Source organism: Acidovorax sp., from assembly GCF_016783915.1.
Lineage (GTDB): Bacteria > Pseudomonadota > Gammaproteobacteria > Burkholderiales > Burkholderiaceae_C > Acidovorax.
Map to the genome: position 1 here is coordinate 1 of NZ_JADHVT010000048.1, position 21556 is coordinate 21556.

Sequence of the window (21556 nt, forward strand, 5' to 3'; positions counted from 1 at the left end):
CTGCGCCACCGCCATGACCGAGCCCACATCCAACGGTGCCGACCGACACTTCGGCTTTGGCACCCGCGCCATCCACGCTGGCGCGCAGCCCGACCCGGTGACCGGCGCGCGCGCCACGCCCATCCACCAAACGACCAGCTTTGTGTTCGACAACGCAGACCACGCTAGCAGCCTGTTCAACCTGCAGACCTTTGGTAACGTCTACAGCCGCATCAGCAACCCCACGGTGGCGGTATTCGAAGAGCGCATCGCCAGCCTCGAAAACGGCCGCGCCGCGCTCGCCTGCGCCAGCGGCATGGCCGCGCAGATGGCGGCGCTGCTGGCCATCCTGAAGACCGGCGACCACATCGTGGCGGCGAGCACGCTGTATGGAGGCACCGTGGGGCAGCTGGGCGTGGGCTTTTCGCGTCTGGGCATCGAGACCACGTTTGTGGACCCGGTCGACCCCGAAAACTTTGCACGCGCCATGCGCCCCAACACCCGCGCTGTGTACGGCGAGACCATCGGCAACCCGCTGGTCAACGTGCTCGACATCGCGGCCGTGGCCGAGGTGGCGCATGCGCACGGCGTGCCGCTCGTCATCGACAACACGGTGGCCAGCCCGTACCTGTGCAACCCCTTGCAGCTGGGCGCCGACATCGTGGTGCACAGCGCCACCAAGTACATCGGCGGCCACGGCACGACCATGGGTGGTGTGGTGGTGGAGGGTGGCAAGTTTCCGTGGGACAACGGCAAATTCCCCGAGATGGTGGAGCCCAGCCGGGCCTACCACGGCGTGAAGTTTTATGAGACGTTTGGCGACTTTGGCTACACCATGAAGGCGCGCATGGAGGTCAACCGCACCTTTGGCGGCGTGCTCTCGCCCATGAACGCTTGGCAGCTGCTGCAGGGCGCCGAAACCCTGCACCTGCGCATGCGCGAGCACTGCCGCAACGCGCTGGCGGTGGCGAAGTTTCTGCAGAGCCACCCGCAGGTGGCGTGGGTCAATTACCCCGGTCTGCCGGATTCGCCGTATATCGACCTCGCGCAAAAGCAGTTCCGTGCTGTGGATGGCACGCCCGGCGCATCGGGCATCCTCACGTTTGGCGTGAAGGGCGGCGCAGCCGCCGGCGAGCAGTTCATCGACGCCTGCGAGTTTTTGAGCCACCTCGCCAACATCGGCGACGCCAAGACGCTGGTGATCCACCCTGCATCGACCACGCACCGCCAGCTGAACGAAGAAGAACTGGCCCGCGCGGGCGTGAGCGCGGACATGGTGCGGCTGTCGGTGGGGATTGAAGACCTAGACGACATCCTGTGGGACATCGACCAGGCGCTGGGGCGCGCAGCGGGCTGATCGCCCCACGGGCTACGCGGGGCCGACCGGCGCCCCCAGGCGCTGCGACAAACTCCGCGCCGCCTCGCGCAGATGTTGCGCCGCCGGGCTGGCGGGCCCGGTCTGCAGCGTGGCGCTGGGACCGATCACGGCGATGCACAGCACCAGCTGCCCGAACCCATCAAACACCGGCGTCGCCAGCGCGCTGATGCCGGGCAGGAGTTGGTCCGTCACTTCGCTGATCTGGTGCGTACGCACCACTTCCAGCTCCGCCGCGAACGCGGGCTCATCCAGCGCCCCCGCAAACCCTTCTGCAGCCAGCGCAGCCGCAGCGCGCTCGCGCGGGCCGAAGGCTGCAAACACCTTGCCCGTGGCCGTATGCCGCACCGAGGCCGTGGTGCCATGGCGCATGGCCACGTACACGGCGGTGGGTCCTTCTTCCACACGGATGATGGTGGGACCACTGTCGCCCCAGACAGAGGCCGACACGGTGTAGCCGATGCGCTGGGCCAGCGCGGGCAGCTCGGCAATGGCCAGGCGCACCGGGTCCACCTGCTGCAGGCTGATGAGGCCCAGCTGCATGGCCAAGGGGCCCAGGCCGTAATGGCCGCTCACGGCGTCCTGCTCGATCAGGCCCAGCTTGCCAAAGCTCACCAGGTAGGGGTGCGCCTTGGCGGCCGTCATGTCCGCCGCTCGGGCCAGGTCCTTGAGCGCCATGCGCCGGCCGGTGCGCGCCAGCACCTTCAGCAGTTGTCCGCCCACCTCCACGCTCTGGATGCCGCGCGGGCTGCGGGGCGTGTCTTCGTCGTCGGCGGGGGGCAGGTCGGGGGTCGTGGTGGGCATGCGGCGATTGTCCACGCAGCGCGGCACGGCTCCACGCTACGGGTTTACACCTAATCAAATGCATTAGACATAGACGAATTTCTTGCCTAACATCAACACATTCCGTTTAGATAAACGCATTCACCATTAACAAATCACTGCCATGAGCACCGTCAAAACCTTTGCCTCCGCCGCCGACCTCGAAGTGAAGAAGGTGAGCTTCGACAAGCTCTCCGACCACACCTATGCCTACACCGCCGAGGGCGACCCCAACACCGGCATCATCATTGGCGACGACGCGGTGATGGTCATCGACACCCAGGCCACGCCCGTGATGGCGCAGGACGTGATCCGCCGCATCCGCGAGGTGACGGACAAGCCCATCAAGTACGTGCTGCTCTCCCACTACCACGCGGTGCGCGTGCTGGGCGCAAGCGCTTACGGCGCCGAGCACATCATTGCCAGCGAGGACACGCGCGACCTGATCGTGGAGCGCGGCCAATTCGACAAGGACAGCGAGATCGGTCGCTTCCCGCGCCTGTTCCAGAACGTGGAGAGCGTGCCGGACGGCCTGACCTGGCCGACCATGACCTTCAACAAGAAGATGACCCTGTGGCTGGGCAAACTCGAAGTGCAGATCCTGCAGCTGGGCCGGGGCCACACCAAGGGCGACACGGTCGCCTGGCTGCCGCAAGAAAAGATCCTGTTCAGCGGCGACCTGGTGGAGTTCGACGCCACGCCGTATGCGGGCGATGCGTACTTTCAGGACTGGCCGCAGACCCTGGACAACATCGCGGCGCTGAAGCCCGAAAAGCTGGTGCCCGGCCGGGGCGTCGCACTGCAGACGCCCGAGCAGGTGCAGGCGGGCCTGGCGGGCACGCGCGCCTTCATCAGCGACCTGTACGAGAGCGTGAAGGCCAGCGCTGCGAAGGGCGAAGACCTGCGCAAGGTCTACGAGGCCACGTTTGCCCAACTGCAACCCAAGTACGGGCACTGGGTGATCTTCAACCACTGCATGCCGTTCGACGTGACCCGAGCGTACGACGAGGCCACGCAATACCCCGACCCACGCATCTGGACCGCTGAACGCGACATTCAAATGTGGAAAGCCCTGGAAGGCTGAACCGCCGAGGTTGGAGGAGACAAAAAATGAACCCCAGAGACATTCCCCGCGAGGCTTTTCACGCCAGTGGCGCCGAGGTGCAGGGCATCGACTTCGGCTACGTGCGCTCGCCCGACCAGGACCGCACCGCGCCCGCACAGCACCCCATCGTGGTCATCGGCGCGGGCCCCGTGGGCCTGTCGCTGGCCATCGACCTGGCCCAGCGAGGACAGCGTGTGGTGGTGCTGGACAACGACCACAAGCTCTCCATCGGCTCGCGCGCCATCTGCTTTGCGAAACGCACGCTCGAAATCTGGGACCGCCTGGGCGTGGGCCAGCGCATGGTGAACAAGGGTATTTCGTGGAACCTGGGCAAGGTGTTCCTCAAAGACGAGCAGCTGTATGAATTCAATCTGCTGCCCGAAGAAGGCCACGAGCGCCCCGCCTTCATCAACCTGCAGCAGTACTACGCCGAGGCCTACCTGGTGGAGCGCGCGCTGCAATTGCCGGGCATCGACATCCGCTGGCACAACAAGGTGACGGCCGTGCAAAGCCGCGCGGACGGCGCGCTGCTTTGCATCGACACGCCCGAAGGCGCCTACCAGATCGACGCGCAGTGGCTGGTGGCCTGCGACGGCGCGCGCTCGCCCACGCGGCAGATGCTGGGGCTGGAGAGCAAGGGGCGCATCTTCCAGGACCGCTTTCTGATCGCCGACGTGAAGCTGGCGGACGAGGCCAACTTTCCGACCGAGCGCTGGTTCTGGTTCGACCCGCCTTTTCATCCCAACCAGAGCGTACTGCTGCACCGCCAGCCCGACAACGTGTGGCGCATCGACTTCCAGCTGGGCTGGGACGCCGACCCCGAGGAAGAGAAAAAGCCCGAAAACATCATCCCCCGCGTGAAGGCGCTGCTGGGTGCGGATGCGCAGTTCGAACTGGACTGGGCCAGCGTCTACACCTTTGCCTGCCTGCGCATGGATCAGTTCGTGCACGGCCGCGTCATCTTCGCGGGCGACAGCGCCCACGGCGTCTCGCCCTTTGGCGCCCGTGGCGCCAACAGCGGTGTGCAGGACGCCGAGAACCTGGCCTGGAAGCTGGACTGGGTGCTCAAGGGCCGGGCCAGCCCGGCGCTGGTGGCCACCTATGGCCCCGAGCGTGAATACGCGGCCGACGAGAACCTGTGCAACTCCACCCGCGCCACCGACTTCATCACGCCCAAGAGCGAAGTGAGCCGCCTGTTCCGCGATGCGGCACTGCACCTGGCACGCGAGCATGCATTTGCGCGCCGCATCGTCAACAGCGGGCGCCTGTCGGTGCCCGCCACGCTGCATGTGTCGCCTTTGAGCACGCCCGACACCGATGCGTTTGTGGGCACCCAGGTGCCCGGTGCCGTGCTGCTGGACGCACCCTTGACCAAACAGGGCCAGCCCACCTGGCTGCTGCGCGAGCTGGGGCCGGACTTCACGCTGCTGGTGTTTGGCCCTGCCCCTGCATGGACGCGTGACCTGCCCGATGTGAAGGTGCTGCAGATCGGCATCGACGTGATCGACCACCAGGCGCTGGCTGCCCAGCGGCTGGACGCGCTGCCGCGCACCGTGTACCTGGTGCGGCCCGACCAGCATGTGTGTGCGCGCTGGCGCACGCCCACCGAAGCTGCCGTGCGCAGCGCGCTGGCCCGTGCCACGGCCGCCGCCGTCTGACCAGGAAGACGACAAGGAACATGCCCATGCTGAACACCCAACCGAACCTGCAGGCCTGCGACGACTTTTATGAAGCGCTGATCGCTGCGCACCAAGGCCTCTCTACCCCCGAGAGCCACGCCATGAACGCGCGCCTGGTGCTGCTGCTGGCCAACCACATCGGTGACCAGGCCACGCTGCAACACGCGCTGCAACTGGCGCGCGGCGATGCCGTGCCCACGGCAGACCAGCGGACCCACCAGGCCATCACGCCCGTGGTGCCTACCCACGCCGTCGCGGCCTAGCCCGCACCCATGGCCCCCACAACCCCAACACCGCGCAGACGGTGCAGGGCCCGACTCGCCTTGAACTTTGACCACTACGGAGACAACACCACCATGCAGCGCAAACACTTCCTCGCCACCCTCGCAGGCCTGGCCCTTGCCACCACACTGCCCCTGGCCAACGCCCAGGACACCAAACCACTCGAATGGGTGGTGGGCTATGCCGCTGGCGGCGGCTCGGACATCGTGGCCCGCACCATTGCCGAGTCGATGTCGGCCACGCTGGGCCGCCCCATCATCATCAACAACAAGCCCGGCGCGGGCACCAACATCGCCGCAGAGTACGCAGCGCGCAACAAGGACTACGGCAACCTGATGTTCTCGGCCGACTTCGCCACGCTGGCGGCAAATCCGTTTTTGTTCAGCAAGCTCAGCTACAACGCCGAAAAGGACTTCCAGCCCGTGGGCCTGCTGGTGCGTTTCCCCATGTTCCTGGTGGTGTCCAACAGCGTGCCGGCCAAGAACCTCAAGGAGTTCATGGCCTGGGCCAAGGGCCAGGCCGATGGCGTGAACTGGGCGTCGGCCGGGCCGGGCAGCCCGCACCACCTGGTGGGCGAGCTGTTCCGCGAGCAAAGCGGGCTCAAGCTCACCCATGTGCCTTATCGCGGCGCGGCTCCGGCCATCCAGGACGTGATTGGCGGCCAGGTGTCCGCGATGTGGATCGACAGTGCCACGGTGTACCCGTTCCTCGCGGGCAACAAGGTACGCGCGATTGGCGTGGCCAGCCCCCAGCGCGTGACGACCATGCCCGATGTGCCCACGATTTCCGAGCAGGGCCTGCAGGGGTTTGAAGGTTTTGCGTGGCAGGGGCTGGTGGTGCCCACGGGCGCATCGGCCGATGTGGTGGCCAGCTTCAGCAAGGCGCTGCAGACGGCCCTGGCCGACACGCGCACCAAGGCCCGCCTGCAGGCCCTGGGCGTGGAGCCCATGCCCGGCACAGCCGCCCAGATGGGCAGCTTTGCGCGCACCGAGCGCGAAAAATGGGGGCGCGTGATCACAAAAGTCGGTGTGAAGCTGGACTGACGCGCTGCAACGCAGCAGCACAGGGCGCAAAGGACGGAAGCACATGAGGCGCATACGATGGCGACCTCTGCCCTGCCTGCGCACACCACAATGCCCGACGCCAAGCACGCCAACGTCTCCGCACGCCTCGCAGCGCAATGGGTGCCGCTCACCAAGCTGCCCGCCTGCGATCTGTACCCGTGCCACATCGACAACCACCCGTTCGACGACGCAATGAGGGTGTTTGCCGCCCGCAGCACACGGTTTCGCGCCACGGTCGGCGCGCCGCGCGCGGGGCGGCAGTTTGCGTTGCGCCTTGCCAGCGGCCGCCACGCACTCATCACGAACTACGACGACTTTCCCGCCTCGCTGGAGTTTTCGTTGCAGATCAAGCAGCCGGCGCGTGGGCAGTCTTGGGCATACCTTGACGACTTGGCGGAGCTGACGCAAGCGTTGGGGCTCCCGCTGCCGGACAAGTCCCACGACGGTGCGCTGGCGTGGCGGCCACGCCAGCAGACCGAAGGGTAGTCAGCAGGCAGACTGCCTGCAGCGAGCCAGCCGGCGCTTGCGCTGCAGTGCGGGGGTCAGCCACAGCAGCTGCACGCTGGCATAGCCCAGCGCCGCGAGCAGCAGGCCCAGCGTGGGCAGGCCCACCAGCAGCGGTGTGCCCAGCGCCTGCATCCAGGTGCCCAGGGCCTGCACCGTGAACTCCCCTCCCGGCGCCACGCTGCTCCAGGCGGGCAACGTCTGCGCGCCGGGCATCACCAGCGCCCCGAGGTAAAAGGCCATGACATACAGCGGCACGGTGGTGAGCGGGTTGGTATAGAAGGTGGCCACGCCTCCGGCCACCACGTTGCCGCGCAGCCAGGCGCACACCAGCAGCGTGCCAGGGATCTGCAACGGCCCGGGGATCAGGCCGCAGAACATGCCCGCCGCCACCCCGCGCGCCAGCGGCTGGCGCTGAAAGCGAAACAGGGCCCGCTGCTCCAGCCAGGGCTGGAACTGCGCCAGCCAGCTGCGGTCCAGAAGCTGGCGGGCCCGGGGCTCCAGAGCGCGCAGCCAGCGGCGCAAGCGACACAGCGACTGCATCATGCAACCAACGCTACTGCGGTACCAGCGCCCCACAAGGTGGTGAGGCCCACCAGCAGGCGCACGTCGCGCGGCTCGTTGTCAGCGTGGTAGGCCATGGCACTGGCCCCCACCAGGCCCAACAACATACACAGCATCACCGATTCGATCAGATCCATGGTTGTGGTCTCCAGGTTCGGCAGCGATCAGGCCTTGGGGGGCAGTGCGGGTGGGGCGCCCTTGGCAGCCTCGCCCGAATTGCGCAGCGACAGGAAGATGGACCCGGCGATCAGCGTGGCCGTGACCAGCAGCGCATAGCCGATTGGAATCTTCACGAAGTCGATGAGCAGCATCTTGCCGCCGATGAAGACCAGCACCAGCGCCAGGCCGTAGGCCAGCAGGTGGAAGCGGTCTGCCAGGTCAGCCAGCAGGAAGTACAGCGCACGCAAGCCCAGGATGGCAAAAATGTTGGCCGTGAGCACGATGAAAGGGTCGCTCGTGATCGCGAAGATGGCCGGGATGCTGTCCACCGCAAAGATGATGTCGGTCGTGCCTATCAGGATCAGCACCACGAACAACGGGGTGTAGTGCTTGACGCCATTGATCATGGTCGAGAGCTTTTCACCATCGAACTGGTCGGTGATGCGGATGCGCTTTTTCAGGAACTTGAGCACCGGGTTGGTGGCAATGTCGGTTTCCTGCCCGGCGGCAAACCACATCTTCACGCCGGTGATGACCAGGAACGCACCGAACACATACAGCAGCCAGTGGAAGGTGGCCAGCAGCCAGGCACCGGCCAGGATGAGCAGCGTGCGCAGCACGATGGCGCCAATGATGCCGATGATGAGTGCGCGCTTTTGGTACTGCGGCGGCACGGCAAAGTAGCTGAACAGCATGAGGAAGACGAAGATGTTGTCCACTGACAGGCTCTTCTCCACCAGATATCCGGTGATGAACTGCATGGACACCGTGTTGGCGATCTCGCGCCCCTGGCTGCTGTCCAGGTACCACCACAGGATGGCCACAAACACGAAGGCCAGGGAGAACCACAACAGGCTCCAGCGCGCAGCCTCGCCCATGGTGACCTTGTGCGCGCCCTGGCGCTCCATGACCAGCAAGTCAACGGCTATGGCAACGACCACGAAGACGGCAAATCCCGCCCACATCCACCACGTTCCAATTGTTTCCATCGAGTTTCTCCAAAGATGCCCTCACACACCCAGGCAAGCCGGGCGCCCAAGCCCCGGACTGTAGGGGCTGGGGTACTTCTTTAAAACCTGTGATCACAGTAGTATTGGTTCGGTTTTTACGAACCAAACACCTTTTTGACAGGCACACCGCAAAGAGATCATGAGCCAGAGCTTCAACTACCGCCATCTTTTCTACTTCTGGGTGGTCGCCAAGGAGGGCGGCATCGCCCGCGCCGCCGAAAGGCTGGACATGGCCGTACAGACCATCAGCGCCCAAGTGCGCGAGCTGGAAAAGTCGCTGGGCGTGAGCCTGCTGCGTACCGAGGGCCGCAACCTGGTGCTGACCGACGCGGGCGTGGCCGCGCTGCACGAGGCGGACCATATCTTTGCGCTGGGCGAGCTGCTGCCGGTGCGCGTGCGCGAAGCAGCCACAGGCCAGACACTGCGGCTGAACCTGGGCATCTCCGACGGCATTGCCAAACTGGCCGTGCACCGGCTGCTGACGCCCGTGCTGGACGAGCCGCACCTGCGCCTGCTGTGCCACGAGGGCGAGTTCCAGCCACTCTTGGGCGAGCTGGCACTGCACAAGCTCGACGCCGTGCTGGCCGACCGCGCAGCGCCCCCCAACCCCGCGCTGCGCACCACCAGCCAGCTGCTGGGCACCAGCGCCATCGCCTGGTACGCCCCCCCGCTGTGGGCCGAGGCGGCGGCCAGCAACTTCCCCCACAGCCTGGCCGTGGTGCCCTTGCTGCTGCCCACCGACCACGCCGCCATGCGCGCGCGCATCGACCACTGGCTGGAGCGCGAGCGCATCCGCCCACGCATTGCCGGGGAGTTTGAAGACAGCGCGCTGTTAAGCACCTTTGCCGCTACCGGCATGGGCGTGATGCCCGCACCGGTGTCGTTGGGCGAACACCTTGCCAAGACGCATGGGCTGGTACAGGTGGGCACCACGCCCGACGTACAGGAACAGTTCCACCTGATCTACAGCGCGCGCAAGGTGATGCACCCGCTGCTCACGCGGCTGCTGGAGGCGGGTCAGGGCGGAACGCTATTGAATTGATAGCTGCCAGCGCATATACATCTGGCGCTTGAGGCTAAAAGGGCTAAAAACTGGCGCCATGCCCTTGCGGGCACAGGTCAGTCGCGCCCGGCCCGCTCGATGTGAAGCGCCGCCGACGCGGGGTCGGAAAAACACAGCTCATGGCTGCCCGGGCACTCCACCAGGCGGAACAGGCCCAGCCGCTCCGACAGGCGCGGATGCCAGGGCAGGCTGTGGGGCAGTGCCGTGTCCTGCTGCGCGTTCAGGTAGCTCTTGCCCACCTCCAGCGCGGCCAGCGGTACGGGCAGTTGCGCGGGTTCAGTGAAGGTGCGGTAGGGGTGGGGGTTGAGCAGCGCGTAGGTGCTGCGCGCCAGGGCCTCGTCGGCGTCGTTGATGAAGGCATCGCGCCAGATGGGGTACGGCAACATCACGGCGTTGCCGCTGCTTGCCGCGACCTGGTCGAACAGCGCACGGTAGTGCGGTGGCACCAGGTCGTTCAGGCATTCGCCGTGCTGCGGCACGAAGGCGTTCCAGTACACCAGGCGGCGGACACGCCCCGGCAGCCGCGCGGGCATGTGGCTAATGACCATGCCACCGTAGCTGTGGCCCACCAGGCGCACATCGCTCAAGCCCTGGCCTTCGATGAAAGCCGCCAGCGAATCCACCGCGTCGGCCAGGCCTGTGGCGGCGCGGTCGTCGCCGGGGCGGTTGCCAGCGAGCGTAGGGCAATGCACGGTGTGGCCGCGCGCGCGCAGGTGGGCGGCGGTGGCTTCCATTTCGGCACCGGTGTGCCAGGCGCCATGGACCAGGACATAGGTATCCGGCATGTGTGTCTCCTTGGGGCTGTGTTGCGTTGTGGAACCGGGCAATCCGCCCTGCCGTTACCTTAGAAACACCCGGTGGCTCTGAATGGCCCGCGCGTGCCAGCCTGCTGTGCTGGATGTGCCAGAGCGCTCACCCACAGGCCAGCGCGGGCTGTCACACCGGTCGAGCGTTTGGCTTGCGGGCGACCTCAGCCGCCGCGCCACCACTGCGCGGGCGACACGCCCATGGCGCGCCGGAAGGCCCGGGCGAAATGCGAGGCGTCGGCAAAGCCGCAGCGCCGCCCGATCTCGCCCACGGCCACATGGGCCAGTTGGGGGCGGCGCAGCAGTTCGCCCGCCCGCGCAAGGCGCAATTCGCGCAACGTGCCCGCAAAGGTGTGGCCCTGCGCCGCAAAGGCCCGGTGCAGGGTGCGCAGCGACACGCCCACCTCCTGCGCCAAACCTGAGCCAAGAGGCCCGGCTGGTCGATGCGCGCCTGCAGCAGCGCACACAGATGGGCATGCAGGCTGCGCGCAGCAGTGGCATGCGCGCGGGCGGCGCCACCACGTCGGTGGTCCACTGGCGCACCGCAGCGGGAGACGAGGGCGCAGAGGCGGCGGGCATGGCGCCCAATCTACCGGCAAGCGGGCCGGGCAGGCAACAGGGCAAGCCCGCCCGCCAAACTCTCCTGACGGCCTGCGTGCCAGGCTCAGCGCTGCGGCATGTCCTTCACCGAGTACCCCAGGCTCACGGTCGCATCGTCGGGAATGGCGGGCATGGACGCATTCCAGGCCTCCCACGCTGCGCGCATGGCGTGCAGCCGCTCGGGTTCCACGGGCGCGCGGTTGGCGCGCTCGCGCTCATCCTCGGCCAGGTTGAACAGGTAGTCGTTGCCATCCACGCGCAGGTACTTCCACACGCCCTGGCGCATGGCGCGCTGGCCCCGGTGGTTCATGCGCCAGAACAGCGGGGGCTCGTCGATCACGTTGGCATCGCGCAGCAGCGGCATCAGCGAGCGGCCATCGAGCGGGTAGTCCGCATGCGCGGCGGCCCCTGCGGCGTCGAGGATCGTGACCGACCAGTCCATGGTCATGCAGGTCTGCGCGCTCACGCCGCCGGGTGCGATCACGGCGGGCCAGTGTGCGATCCAGGGCACGCGGATGCCGCCTTCGGTCAGGTCCATCTTGCCGCCGACCAGCGGCCAGTTGTCCGAGAAGCGCTCGCCGCCGTTGTCGCTGGTGAACACGACCATCGTGTCGCGGTCAATGCCGTGCCGCTGCAACGCCACCATGATGCGGCCGATGCCCTCGTCCATGTGGTGGATCATGCGGCGGTAGGTCTCGATGTTGCCGCCGTGCAGGTGAAACAGGTTGCCCTTGACCTCCTGCGCCAGCGCCTCGTCGTCGCGCGTTTCCCACGGCCAGTGAGGCGCCGTGTAGTGCAGGCTCAGAAAGAACGGTGTGCCCGCCTGTGCCCCCAGCGCCATGCGCTGCACGTAGTCCAGCGCGTGGTCGGTGATGAGGTCTGTGAGGTAACCATCCTGCTGCTTTTCCTCCTCGCCCAGGTACAGGTCGTGCGTGCCGTTGGAGCTGCAGTGCGTGAAGTAGTCCACCCCGCCCGACATGGGCCCGAAGAATTCTTCGTAGCCCGAGCGCAGCGGCCCGAACGCGGGCGGATAACCCAGGTGCCACTTGCCCATCAGCGCCGTGCGGTAGCCCGCTGCACGCAGCAGCGAGGGCAGCGTGGGGTGCTCGGGCGGCAGGCCCAGCGTGGTGCTGCCCCGGCTCTTGCTGTTGATGGGTTCCTCGGCCGCGCCGCGCAGGCGGTACTGGTAGCGCGCCGTCATCAGCGCAAAGCGCGTGGGCGAGCAGACGGGCGAATTGGAGTAGCCCTGCGTGAGCTTGAGGCCGTTGGCCGCCAGCTGGTCGAGCACCGGCGACACCGGGCCAAACGCCGCGTCGCGCCCGCCGTAGCAGCCCAGGTCGGCGTAGCCGAGGTCGTCAGCAACGATGAAGATGATGTTGGGGCGGGGTTTTGTGGTCATCTTGAAGTCCAGTTTCACTCAGCCGCGCCCATTGCCTCTTCAATAGGCAATAGGCACGGCCGAGGCGAGGGGCGGCAAGCAAGGGCGGCCCCGCAGCGAGGCCGCCGTCCCCCTTGAGGGGGAAGCGGCGAAGCCGCTCAGGGGGTGCTTCCTATCAAGGTTTGAAGCCTGAGCGCTGCACCACCGGCGCCCACTGCGCGCGGTAGGCCTTGAGCATGGCTTCGGTCTGCCCCATGGTCGCTACCACCGGCTCCATCTTGGCGGTCTCAAACTTGCGCTGGGTGTCCGGGTCTTTCATCACCTCGTGGATCAGCCCAGCCAGGCGCTCAGCCTGGGCCTTGGGCATGCTCATGGGGGCGAAGAAGGTGTTCCACCCGGTAGCGGCGAGGTCCATGCCGGCTTCCTTGAAGGTGGGGATCTTGGGGTCCAGCGGGCTGCGCTTGGCGCTCGACACGGCCAGGATGCGGATCTTGCCCGCCTCGTGCTGGGGCAGCAGGGTGTCGAAGGTGTCAAACGCCACGGGCACCTGGCCGCCCAGCAGGTCGTTGAGCAGCGGCGCCGAGCCCCGGTAGCCCACCACCTCGGCGCGCACCTTGGCGGCATCGCCCACCATCAAACCGAAGAAGTGCGGCAGGCTGCCCGTGGCGGGCACGCCGAAGTTGGCCTTGTCCGGGTTGGCCCGCAGCCACGCCATGAGGTGTGGCAGCTCCTTCACCGGCACGGCACTGCCCACGGCCACGCCGAATTCGTAGCTGTTGACGTGGCTCACGGGGCGGAAGTCGCGCTCGGGGTCGTAGCCTGCGTCCGGGAACACCAGAGGCGCCACCAGCATGACGGCCGGGTTGGCCAGCAGCAGCGTGGGCTGGTTGGCGGGCGCGGCCTTCACCGCCTGGGCCGAGAGGCGGCCACCCGCGCCCGTCTTGTTCTCCACGATCACCGGCGTGCCGAGCTTGGTGCCCAGCTTGTCGGCCACGATGCGGGCCACACGGTCGGTGGCGCCACCAGGGGCGTAGCCCACCACGATGCGCAAGGGCGTCTCCTGCGCGTTGGCCAGGGTGGCACAGAGGGCCAGCACGGCGGTCAGTGCAGCGGTGGCAAGGGGTTTCCACATGATGGAGTTCTCCTGGTTGGACGGGCTGGCCCGGCAACGGGGGGCACGGGTTGATGAGCCCAATGTATTGGGCACACAATCGATTGATCTAATCAATTCATGTCCGTGAATACCCTGATGCCCGCGCCTGAACCGGCTCCCCTTACTGCAGCACCGCACGCCCACCGCCTGGCGCACCCGCAGGCCGTCAACGACCTGCTGATGTATCGCCTCAACCGCCTGCTTGCCGTCGCAGGCAGCTTGGTGGTACGCCTGTGCGAAGGCGGCTACGGCATCACCCGGCGCGAGTGGGGCCTGCTCATGATGTTGGCCCAGCACCCGGACATGCCCCCGGCGGAGCTGGCCCATCGCCTGGGGCTGGACCGCGCGCGCACCTCGCGTGCCATCACCTCGCTGCTGGCCAAAAAACTCATCACGCGCGACGCCATGCCCGGTGACCGGCGCCAGGCCAGGCTGTCGCTGACGCCTGCAGGGCAGGCTGTGCACGATGACCTTTTCCCGCAGGTAAGGACACTCAACCAGGACCTGCTTGCGGGACTGAACGCCGAGGCCGTGCAGACACTCGACCTGGCCCTCGCTGACATGCAGCAGCGCGCCGAGGCACTGGTCGCCACACGCACCGACGTACCACGCACTTACCGGCTCAGGGGCGGGCGGCATGTGGATTGAGGGGGTTTGCAGGATGGGGTCGCCCCAAAACGGGGAACCAGCGATATCCTCAAACCTGCTCTGAGCCACCCGCCCACAGACGCACCCGCTCTACCCCCGTCCCATAACGACCCACGCACGCCCAACGCCCATCCTTCATGTCCCAGCACTCGACCTCTTTGTGGAGCCCCCTGCGCCAACCCGCGTTCCGGGGCCTGTGGATCTGCGGTGGGATCTTTTTTGTGGGCAGCGGCATGCAGAGCATGGCGGCGGCGTGGCTCATGGTGGAACTCACAGGTTCGTCTTTCCTGGCAGCTCTGGTGCAGACGGCGGTGTTCATGCCCATGTTTTTGCTGGCCCTCCCCGCTGGCGTGCTGGCGGACACCACCGACCGGCGCCGGTTGATATCGGGCGCGCTGCTGGCGCAGACCGGGGCGTGCGCCTTGCTCACGCTGCTGACGCTGGGGGGCTGGAGTGGCCCGGCGTCGGTGCTGTTTCTGGTGTTCATCTGCGGCTGCTGCACGGCTGTGCTCACACCCGCCTGGAACTCCTCAGTCATCGACCCTGTGCCGCGTGACGAATGGCCCCAGGCCATCACCGCCGTGAGCATTGCCTACAACGCAGCGCGCGCCGTGGGGCCCACGATGGCGGGGCTGGTGTTTGCGCAGCTGGGCGCGGGCTGGGTGTTTGCCGTCACGGTGACCACCACGCTGGTGATGTGGGAGTCGATCCGCCGCTGGCCGCCCAAGGCGCACCCGCCCTCCAAGCTGCCCGCCGAGCGCCTGTGGGGCGGCACGCTCAGTGGCCTGCGTTTTGCATGGCATTCGCGCATGATCCTGGCGCAACTGGTGCGGGTGATGGCGTTCAGCGCAGCGGGCTCGGCCCTGTGGGCGCTGCTGCCGGTGATTGCGCAGCGCCAGCTGGGCACGGGCGCGCAGGGCTTTGGCCTGCTGATGGGTTGTCTGGGCACCGGCGCCGTGGCTGTGGGCCTGGTGCTGGGGCGGCTGCGAGCACGTTTTGGGCTGGAGGCCATCGTCGGCGCCGGTGGTGTGGTGTTTGCTGCGGCCATGCTGGTGGCGGCGCTGACCCACATCGCCTGGGTGGTCTACATCTCCATGCTGTTCGCGGGCGCGGCCTGGATGTCGGCCATGTCCACCTTCAACACTGCCACACAGGCCAGCGCACCACAGTGGGTGCGCTCACGCGCCGTGGCCATGCACATGGTGGCCGCGCTGGGCGCGTTCGCGATGGGCTCTGCGTTCTGGGGAGCGTCCTCAGACCTCATCGGCCTCATGCCCACGCTGTGTGTGGCGGCCGCACTGATGGGTGCAGGCCTGCTGTTGGCACGCCCCATGCCCTTGCGCATGGGCGCGCTGCACGAGGTGACGCAGGCCACGCCCTGGGATGAACTCTTCATCGAGGCTGAGCCCCTGCCAGAAGCGGGCCCTGTGGCCGTGGAGGTGGGCTACCGCATCGCACCCGGCACCGACGCAGCCTTCCTCGACACCATCAGCCGCATGAAAGCCCCGCGCCGCCGCGACGGCGCCACCTTCTGGCGCGTCTACAAGGACCTGGGCGAACCCTCCCGTTATGTAGAGCGTTTCATCGTCGAGTCCTGGGCCGACTACCTGCACCAGCGCGCCCGCGCCACGATGGCAGACCAGGCGCTGGAGACCGAAGTGCGTGCGTTTTTGGCGCCGGGCGAAGTCGTGCGGATGTCGCACTACATTGCAGAGCGATAGATGCCCTTGAGCCGACCCGTCGTGGTTTCGGCTTGATGCGCGTCAATTTCCGCAGCCGGATCGGGTGCCGAGGCCGGCGGTCGGCCTGCGACAATTGCGCCATGACCTTCGCCCCCCTTGCCAACGATACCTTCCTGCGAGCCTGCCGCCGCCAGGCCACCGACTACACGCCCCTGTGGCTCATGCGCCAGGCGGGGCGCTATCTGCCGGAGTACAAAGCCACGCGCGCCCAGGCGGGCAGCTTCATGGGCCTGGCCACCAATGTGGACTACGCCACCGAAGTGACCTTGCAGCCGCTGGAGCGTTTCCCACTCGACGCCGCCATCCTGTTCAGTGACATCCTGACCGTGCCCGACGCCATGGGCTTAGGCCTGTCGTTTGCCGAGGGCGAAGGCCCGCGCTTTGCCAAAGTGGTGCGCGACGAGGCGGCCGTGGCCGAACTAGCCGTGCCTGACATGGACAAGCTGCGCTACGTGTTCGACGCCGTGACCAGCATCCGCAAGGCGCTCAATGGGCGTGTTCCTTTGATCGGCTTCTCGGGCAGCCCCTGGACACTGGCCTGCTACATGGTCGAGGGCAAGGGATCGGACGACTACCGCCTGGTCAAGAGCCTGATGTACGCGCGTCCCGACCTGATGCACCGCATCCTGGCCATCAATGCCGACAGCGTGGCCGCATACCTCAACGCCCAGATCGACGCGGGCGCACAGGCCGTGATGATTTTTGACAGCTGGGGCGGCGTGCTGGCCGACGGTGCCTTCCAGGAGTTCAGCCTGGCTTACACCAAGCGCGTGCTGGCACAGCTCAAGCGCACCGGCGTGGATGGCACGGATGTGCCGCGCATTGTCTTCACCAAGGGCGGTGGGATCTGGCTGGAGGACATGAAAGACATCGACTGCGAGGTGCTGGGCCTGGACTGGACGGCCAACCTGGGCAAGGCGCGCGCCATCGTCGGCGGCCAGGTGGGCGGCCCCGGCAAGGCGCTGCAGGGCAACATCGACCCCAACGTGCTGTTTGCGCCGCCTGCGCAGATCGTCACCCAGGTGCATGCCGTGCTCGACAGCTTTGGCAAGCCCCACACCGACCGCAACACCACAGGCCCCACGCACATCTTCAATCTGGGCCACGGCATCAGCCAGTTCACCCCGCCCGAGCATGTGGCGGCATTGGTGGAGGCTGTGCACAGCCACTCGCGCGCGCAGCGCCAGGGCTGACACCCCGGGCGAGGCATCCAGACCGCCCGGCACGCCGCGCAGGGACCAGGTGATGGCAACGGAACACCCTGTACCGCCGCCAGCGGAGTCCCCCACCGGCCTGCAGGCACTGCCCGCCTCGGCCCTGCAATCCCCACCCGGCGCGCTCGCAGACGGCGTGCGCGCCTTTTTCTGGCGCGACCTGGGCCGCCAGCCGCCCCACACCCCGACGGACACCCGCGTGCCGCCCAGCCCCTACCCGGGCATCATCTGGCTTACCCGGGGCACGGCGCAACTCATTGAATGTGCGGGCCAAGCCACTGCGATGGCCATGCCCGCCATCACGCTGTCTGGCGCCCACCGCCACGCCTATCACTCGGTGTCCTCCCGTGACGGGGACTCGTTCTGCCTGGCATTTCAGCCCGGAGCGCTGGGGCTGCTCACCGGTCATGACCTTGCGCCGCTCGCCGACCAGGTCACAGACGCATGCGCCTGGCTGCCTGAAGATTGGCGCCCATTCCTGGCAGCCGTCCACGCAGCGCCCGACCATGGTGCGCGCAAGGCGCTGTGTGTAGCCTTCCTCACACCACGCTGGGGCGCCGTGGCAGACCGGAACGCCGCCTGGCTGCAGGTGTTGCAACAGAACTGGCAGCGCGACGCACGGCAGGCCCTGGCCACCACACTCGGCTGGACGCCCCGGCACCTGCAGCGCCGCACCCGGCAGCTGGCGGGTCTGCGGCCTGGCGAGATCGAGCGCATGCTGCGGGCCGAACATGCCCTGCTGGCCATGCGCGATGGCAACGCCGGCGCCCTCGATGCCGCGCTGCGCCACGGCTACGCCGACCAGGCGCATTTCAGCCGCGAAGCGCGTGCACTGTTCGAAAGGCCCCCTGTAGCGCTGAAGGCCCACACCCAGCGACCGGGCGACGATGCGGACTGGCTGCTGCGGCGCAGTTAGACCCGCTGCCGTTTACCGTGGGATCACTCGGGGCCGCTTGATCTTGGCCTGCAGCTGCAGGATGCCGTAGAGCAGCGCCTCGGCCGTGGGCGGGCAGCCGGGCACATACACATCCACCGGCACGATGCGGTCGCAACCCCGCACCACCGAATAGCTGTAGTGGTAGTACCCGCCGCCGTTGGCACATGAGCCCATCGAGATCACGTAGCGCGGCTCGGGCATCTGGTCATAGACCTTGCGGATGGCGGGCGCCATCTTGTTCGTCAGCGTGCCGGCCACGATCATCAGGTCGCTATGGCGTGGGCTGGAGCGCGGAATGATGCCGAACTGGTCCAGGTCGTAGCGCGCCATGGCGGCGTGCATCATTTCCACGGCGCAGCACGCCAACCCGAAGGTCATGAACCACAGGCTGTCGGCGCGTGCAGCCTGCACCACATCGTCCAGCCGGGCCAGCACAAAACCATCGCGCTCCATGGTCGGAGCCTCTGCAAGGGAAGGAGAAGAGTGTTTAACCATGGCCGCATCGTCGCCACGCGGACCCACGCCGTCTTGAAGCAAAGCGACATCGGCCGCCATCACCGGGGACCTGCGACGACACCAGCACCACCGCACAACGCCCGGGCAGGCCCTGCGACAATCCTTGGACTTTCATGCGCGGGCGAGGTCGCTTTCAAAGGCGCACTTATGCACAAAATTGGAGCATCCACCGGCCCCGCGTCGCTGCAGGTGTCAACTTGTAAAAAAACTTTGCATCACTGCTAAGTCGTTGATTTATATGAATTTAAATCCCCTGCTTTTTTGACAGGCAATCCAACCAAAGCACGGATTTTCAAGGGCTTGCGGGGCAAACCCAAGGGATATCAACAAAGTTATCCACAGAAATTTTGGATTTCTTACAAATACCCTGTGAAATCAAGCACTTGCGGGCCATATCGAAGAAATGCGTGAACATGACACCACACCGCTAACACAAAAAGGGGGCTATCTGTCCTCTTGACGGCGTTCACGTGTCCGACTTATGCACACAAACCGTGATGCAGCGCAACATGAAACCGGTGAATCGGCCTAGCACAAAAATCCAGGGTAAATTTCTTCAGATGATTGATTCATAACGATTTTTTTGGCATGCCGCATTTCCGGGCAATCTGTTCGCAGCCAGTGTTCATGCGGCTTGGGCGGCTGTCCGGACAGGATGTCAACAAAGTTATCCACAGAAATCCGGGATTACTCACACACCCACGACAAATCAAGCACTTAGCCACCAAAGCTCCAGATCACATCCACAACCTGCACTAAGCCACTCTCTCGCTTCATAGCTTGTGTCTATCTATTCCTCCATCGTCCACGTTGCACTGCAGACGCCATCGCACAGTGGGGTCGGCGACCTGCTGAGCTACGCCAGTGAGCATCCGCTCCCACCGGGTACGCTGGTGCGCGTGCCGCTGGGTACGCGCGAGGTGCTGGGCGTGGTGTGGGATGCGGACGAGGCCCCCGGCGAGTTGCCCGATGGCGCCACGCTGCGCCCTGTTGCGGGCGTGCTGGACGGCGTGGCGCCTCTGGACTTACCCTGGCGGCGCCTGGTGGCATTTGCGGCACGCTACTACCAGCGCGCATTGGGCGAAGTGGCCCTGGCCGCCCTGCCTCCCCAGCTGCGCGACTTGCGTCCCGAGCAGTTGGCACGCCGGCTGCGGCGCCCGGTCAAGGGAGCAGCGGACACCTCCGACACTATTGAAAACATAGCACTCACCGCAGAACAAGAGAGCGCCAGGGTCCAAATTGCCGCTGCAAAAGGCCCCTTCTTGCTGTTTGGCAGCACGGGCAGCGGCAAGACCGAGGTGTACCTGCGCTGCGCGCAGGAGATGCTGGAGGCCGACCCCACCGCGCAAGCCCTGGTGATGGTGCCCGAGATCAACCTCACACCGCAGCTCGAAGAGCGCTTTGTGGGCCGCTTCGCCCCTCGTTTCGGCCCCGGCGCCGTGGTGTCGCTGCACAGCGGCATGACCAACCCGCAGCGTCTCAAGAGCTGGCTGGCCGCCCACAGCGGCAGCGCGCGCATCGTGCTGGGCACGCGCATGGCGGTGTTTGCCAGCCTGCCAGGGCTCAAACTCATCGTGGTCGATGAAGAACACGACCCCAGCTACAAGCAGCAGGAGGGCGCGCGCTACTCCGCACGCGACCTGGCCATCTGGCGCGGGCGCGAGCAGGGCGCCAAGGTGATCCTGGGCTCAGCCACACCGTCGCTGGAGAGCTGGTACGCCAGCCGCCCCCCCGCGGCCGACGACCCCGAAGGCGGCCGCTACTTGCGCCTGCACATGCCCAGCCGCATCGGTGCTGGTGCCCTGGCGCGTGTGCGCCGGGTGGACATGAACCAGCAGCCCCGCCGCACGGTGTTCAGCGCGCCGCTGCTGCAGGCCATCACCGAACGCGTGGCGCGCGGCGAGCAGAGCATGGTTCTGCTCAACCGCCGGGGCTACGCCCCCGTGCTGCACTGCGTGGACTGCGGCTGGAAGAGCGACTGCCCGCACTGCAGCGCGCACCAGGTGTTCCACAAGACCGACCGCACCCTGCGCTGCCACCACTGCGGCTACACGGTGCGCGTGCCATTTCATTGCCCGACCTGCGGCAGCCCCGACATCCACCCCATGGGCAAGGGCACCGAGCAGTTGGAGGAGCAACTGGGCGCCCTGCTGTCCGAAGTGCTGCGGCCCGACCGCACACCTGCGCGCATTGCCCGCATCGACGCCGACACCACCAAGGCCAAGGGTGCGCTGGAGGCCCAGCTGGCGCAAGTGCATTCGGGCGAGGTGGATGTGCTGGTGGGCACGCAGATGATCGCCAAGGGACATGACTTTCGGCGCATCACCCTGGTAGCCGCCGTGCAGCCCGATGGCGCACTGTTCAGCAGCGACTTTCGCGCGGCTGAGCGGCTGTTTGCGCTGCTCATGCAGGCGGCCGGCCGCGCCGGGCGCGATGCGGCCTACATGGCCGCACAGGGCACGCAGTGCGAAATGTGGGTGCAGAGCTTTCACCCCAAACATGCCGTGTACGAGGCGCTGCGCACGCACGACTACCCTGCCTTTGCGGCCCAGCAACTGAAGGAGCGCGAAGAAGCCGCCATGCCCCCGTTTGCCTACCAGGCCCTGGTGCGGGCTGACGCCCGAACGCAGGACGTGGCACAGAGGTTCCTCACAGCGGTAACGGCCGCAGCGCATGCGGCAGGGCTGCCGGGGCTGGACGTGGTGACGCTGTTCCCGCCCGTGCCGCTGACCATTCAGCGCGTGGCCAATGTGGAGCGCGCCCAGATGCTGATGGAAAGCAGCAGCCGCGCCGCCCTGCAGCGCTTTCTGGCCGCGTGGCAGCCGGTGCTGCAAACCACGCGCAGCCAGCCCGAGCACAAGGGGCTGATACGGTGGCTGGTGGACGTGGACCCGCTGGCGATCTAACCTGCGCGGCTAACCGCCCTTGTAGCCACCCAAAAAACAAAAGGGGCTGC

At 66.6% G+C, this 21556-nt stretch carries 21 protein-coding genes; 12 read left to right on the plus strand and 9 right to left on the minus strand.

All coding sequences use genetic code 11. The features are described 5' to 3' along the window. The first annotated feature begins 13 nt into the window (after positions 1–13). Complete coding sequence (locus ISS20_RS11245) at positions 14–1336, plus strand: O-acetylhomoserine aminocarboxypropyltransferase/cysteine synthase family protein (RefSeq protein ID WP_291436668.1); 1323 nt, start codon at positions 14–16, stop codon at positions 1334–1336. Between the two features lie 12 nt (positions 1337–1348). Here the strand turns inward: ISS20_RS11245 and ISS20_RS11250 are convergent, their stop codons facing one another. Continuing rightward, positions 1349–2158 (minus strand): IclR family transcriptional regulator, encoded by an 810-nt coding sequence (locus ISS20_RS11250; RefSeq protein WP_291436618.1) that lies wholly within the window; start codon positions 2156–2158, stop codon positions 1349–1351. A 142-nt stretch (positions 2159–2300) separates the two neighbouring features. On the opposite strand from ISS20_RS11250, the gene ISS20_RS11255 reads away from it, so the two are divergent. From ISS20_RS11255 to ISS20_RS11275, 5 genes are all read left to right on the plus strand, one after another. Then, complete coding sequence (locus ISS20_RS11255) at positions 2301–3260, plus strand: MBL fold metallo-hydrolase (protein WP_291436620.1); 960 nt, start codon at positions 2301–2303, stop codon at positions 3258–3260. Between the two features lie 26 nt (positions 3261–3286). Then, positions 3287–4939 carry an FAD-dependent oxidoreductase gene (locus tag ISS20_RS11260; RefSeq protein ID WP_291436622.1) on the plus strand — a complete coding sequence of 551 codons (1653 nt, stop codon included), beginning with the start codon at positions 3287–3289 and terminating at the stop codon, positions 4937–4939. Between the two features lie 26 nt (positions 4940–4965). Then, positions 4966–5223, plus strand: a complete 258-nt coding sequence (locus tag ISS20_RS11265; RefSeq protein WP_056747964.1) for a DUF2783 domain-containing protein — start codon at positions 4966–4968, stop codon at positions 5221–5223. A gap of 93 nt (positions 5224–5316) precedes the next feature. Beyond that, a complete protein-coding gene (locus ISS20_RS11270) occupies positions 5317–6285 on the plus strand; it encodes a tripartite tricarboxylate transporter substrate binding protein (protein WP_291436625.1) in 969 nt (322 codons plus the stop codon). 57 nt (positions 6286–6342) lie between these two features. Continuing rightward, positions 6343–6792 carry a hypothetical protein gene (locus ISS20_RS11275; RefSeq protein ID WP_291436627.1) on the plus strand — a complete coding sequence of 150 codons (450 nt, stop codon included), beginning with the start codon at positions 6343–6345 and terminating at the stop codon, positions 6790–6792. Here the strand turns inward: ISS20_RS11275 and ISS20_RS11280 are convergent, their stop codons facing one another. Genes ISS20_RS11280 through ISS20_RS11290 form a run of 3 tightly spaced genes read right to left on the minus strand, consistent with a single transcriptional unit; the run spans position 6793 to position 8522 of the window. Beyond that, positions 6793–7353 (minus strand): DUF2062 domain-containing protein, encoded by a 561-nt coding sequence (locus ISS20_RS11280; protein ID WP_291436630.1) that lies wholly within the window; start codon positions 7351–7353, stop codon positions 6793–6795. Beyond that, positions 7353–7511: a hypothetical protein gene (locus ISS20_RS11285; protein ID WP_291436631.1), complete on the minus strand. Its 159-nt coding sequence runs from the start codon at positions 7509–7511 to the stop codon at positions 7353–7355. Before ISS20_RS11285 ends, ISS20_RS11280 begins: the two co-directional genes overlap by 1 nt. A 27-nt stretch (positions 7512–7538) precedes the next feature. Next, the gene (locus tag ISS20_RS11290; protein WP_291436633.1) at positions 7539–8522 is read right to left on the minus strand and encodes a TerC family protein; all 984 of its coding nucleotides are present in this window, start codon (positions 8520–8522) and stop codon (positions 7539–7541) included. Between the two features lie 160 nt (positions 8523–8682). Here ISS20_RS11290 and ISS20_RS11295 point away from each other — a divergent pair, with 160 nt between their 5' ends. Beyond that, positions 8683–9585: a LysR family transcriptional regulator gene (locus ISS20_RS11295; protein ID WP_291436635.1), complete on the plus strand. Its 903-nt coding sequence runs from the start codon at positions 8683–8685 to the stop codon at positions 9583–9585. Positions 9586–9662: 77 nt separating this feature from the next. Here the strand turns inward: ISS20_RS11295 and ISS20_RS11300 are convergent, their stop codons facing one another. The 4 genes from ISS20_RS11300 to ISS20_RS11315 all read right to left on the minus strand — a co-directional run bounded on the left by ISS20_RS11300 (position 9663) and on the right by ISS20_RS11315 (position 13522). Beyond that, a complete protein-coding gene (locus ISS20_RS11300) occupies positions 9663–10391 on the minus strand; it encodes an alpha/beta hydrolase (protein WP_291436637.1) in 729 nt (242 codons plus the stop codon). 185 nt (positions 10392–10576) lie between these two features. Then, positions 10577–10810 (minus strand): helix-turn-helix transcriptional regulator, encoded by a 234-nt coding sequence (locus ISS20_RS11305; RefSeq protein ID WP_291436639.1) that lies wholly within the window; start codon positions 10808–10810, stop codon positions 10577–10579. Between the two features lie 266 nt (positions 10811–11076). Further along, positions 11077–12411 carry a sulfatase-like hydrolase/transferase gene (locus ISS20_RS11310; protein WP_291436640.1) on the minus strand — a complete coding sequence of 445 codons (1335 nt, stop codon included), beginning with the start codon at positions 12409–12411 and terminating at the stop codon, positions 11077–11079. 154 nt (positions 12412–12565) lie between these two features. Next, positions 12566–13522 (minus strand): Bug family tripartite tricarboxylate transporter substrate binding protein, encoded by a 957-nt coding sequence (locus tag ISS20_RS11315; RefSeq protein ID WP_291436642.1) that lies wholly within the window; start codon positions 13520–13522, stop codon positions 12566–12568. 99 nt (positions 13523–13621) lie between these two features. Between ISS20_RS11315 and ISS20_RS11320 the strand changes: the two genes are divergently transcribed. The 4 genes from ISS20_RS11320 (at position 13622) to ISS20_RS11335 (ending at position 18063) form a co-directional block, all read left to right on the plus strand. Next, positions 13622–14191 (plus strand): MarR family transcriptional regulator, encoded by a 570-nt coding sequence (locus ISS20_RS11320; protein ID WP_291436644.1) that lies wholly within the window; start codon positions 13622–13624, stop codon positions 14189–14191. A gap of 137 nt (positions 14192–14328) precedes the next feature. Continuing rightward, complete coding sequence (locus ISS20_RS11325) at positions 14329–15912, plus strand: MFS transporter (protein ID WP_291436646.1); 1584 nt, start codon at positions 14329–14331, stop codon at positions 15910–15912. Positions 15913–16013: 101 nt separating this feature from the next. Then, positions 16014–17126, plus strand: coding sequence for a uroporphyrinogen decarboxylase (gene hemE / locus ISS20_RS11330; RefSeq protein WP_099729142.1), 1113 nt, complete (start codon positions 16014–16016; stop codon positions 17124–17126). 52 nt (positions 17127–17178) lie between these two features. Continuing rightward, complete coding sequence (locus ISS20_RS11335) at positions 17179–18063, plus strand: helix-turn-helix transcriptional regulator (RefSeq protein ID WP_291436649.1); 885 nt, start codon at positions 17179–17181, stop codon at positions 18061–18063. Positions 18064–18075: 12 nt separating this feature from the next. Here the strand turns inward: ISS20_RS11335 and ISS20_RS11340 are convergent, their stop codons facing one another. Then, complete coding sequence (locus tag ISS20_RS11340) at positions 18076–18537, minus strand: NADH-quinone oxidoreductase subunit B family protein (protein ID WP_291436670.1); 462 nt, start codon at positions 18535–18537, stop codon at positions 18076–18078. An 845-nt stretch (positions 18538–19382) separates the two neighbouring features. Here ISS20_RS11340 and priA point away from each other — a divergent pair. Continuing rightward, entirely contained in the window at positions 19383–21506 is a 2124-nt protein-coding gene (gene priA / locus ISS20_RS11345; protein WP_291436651.1) for a primosomal protein N', read from the plus strand. The last annotated feature ends 50 nt before the right edge of the window (positions 21507–21556 follow it).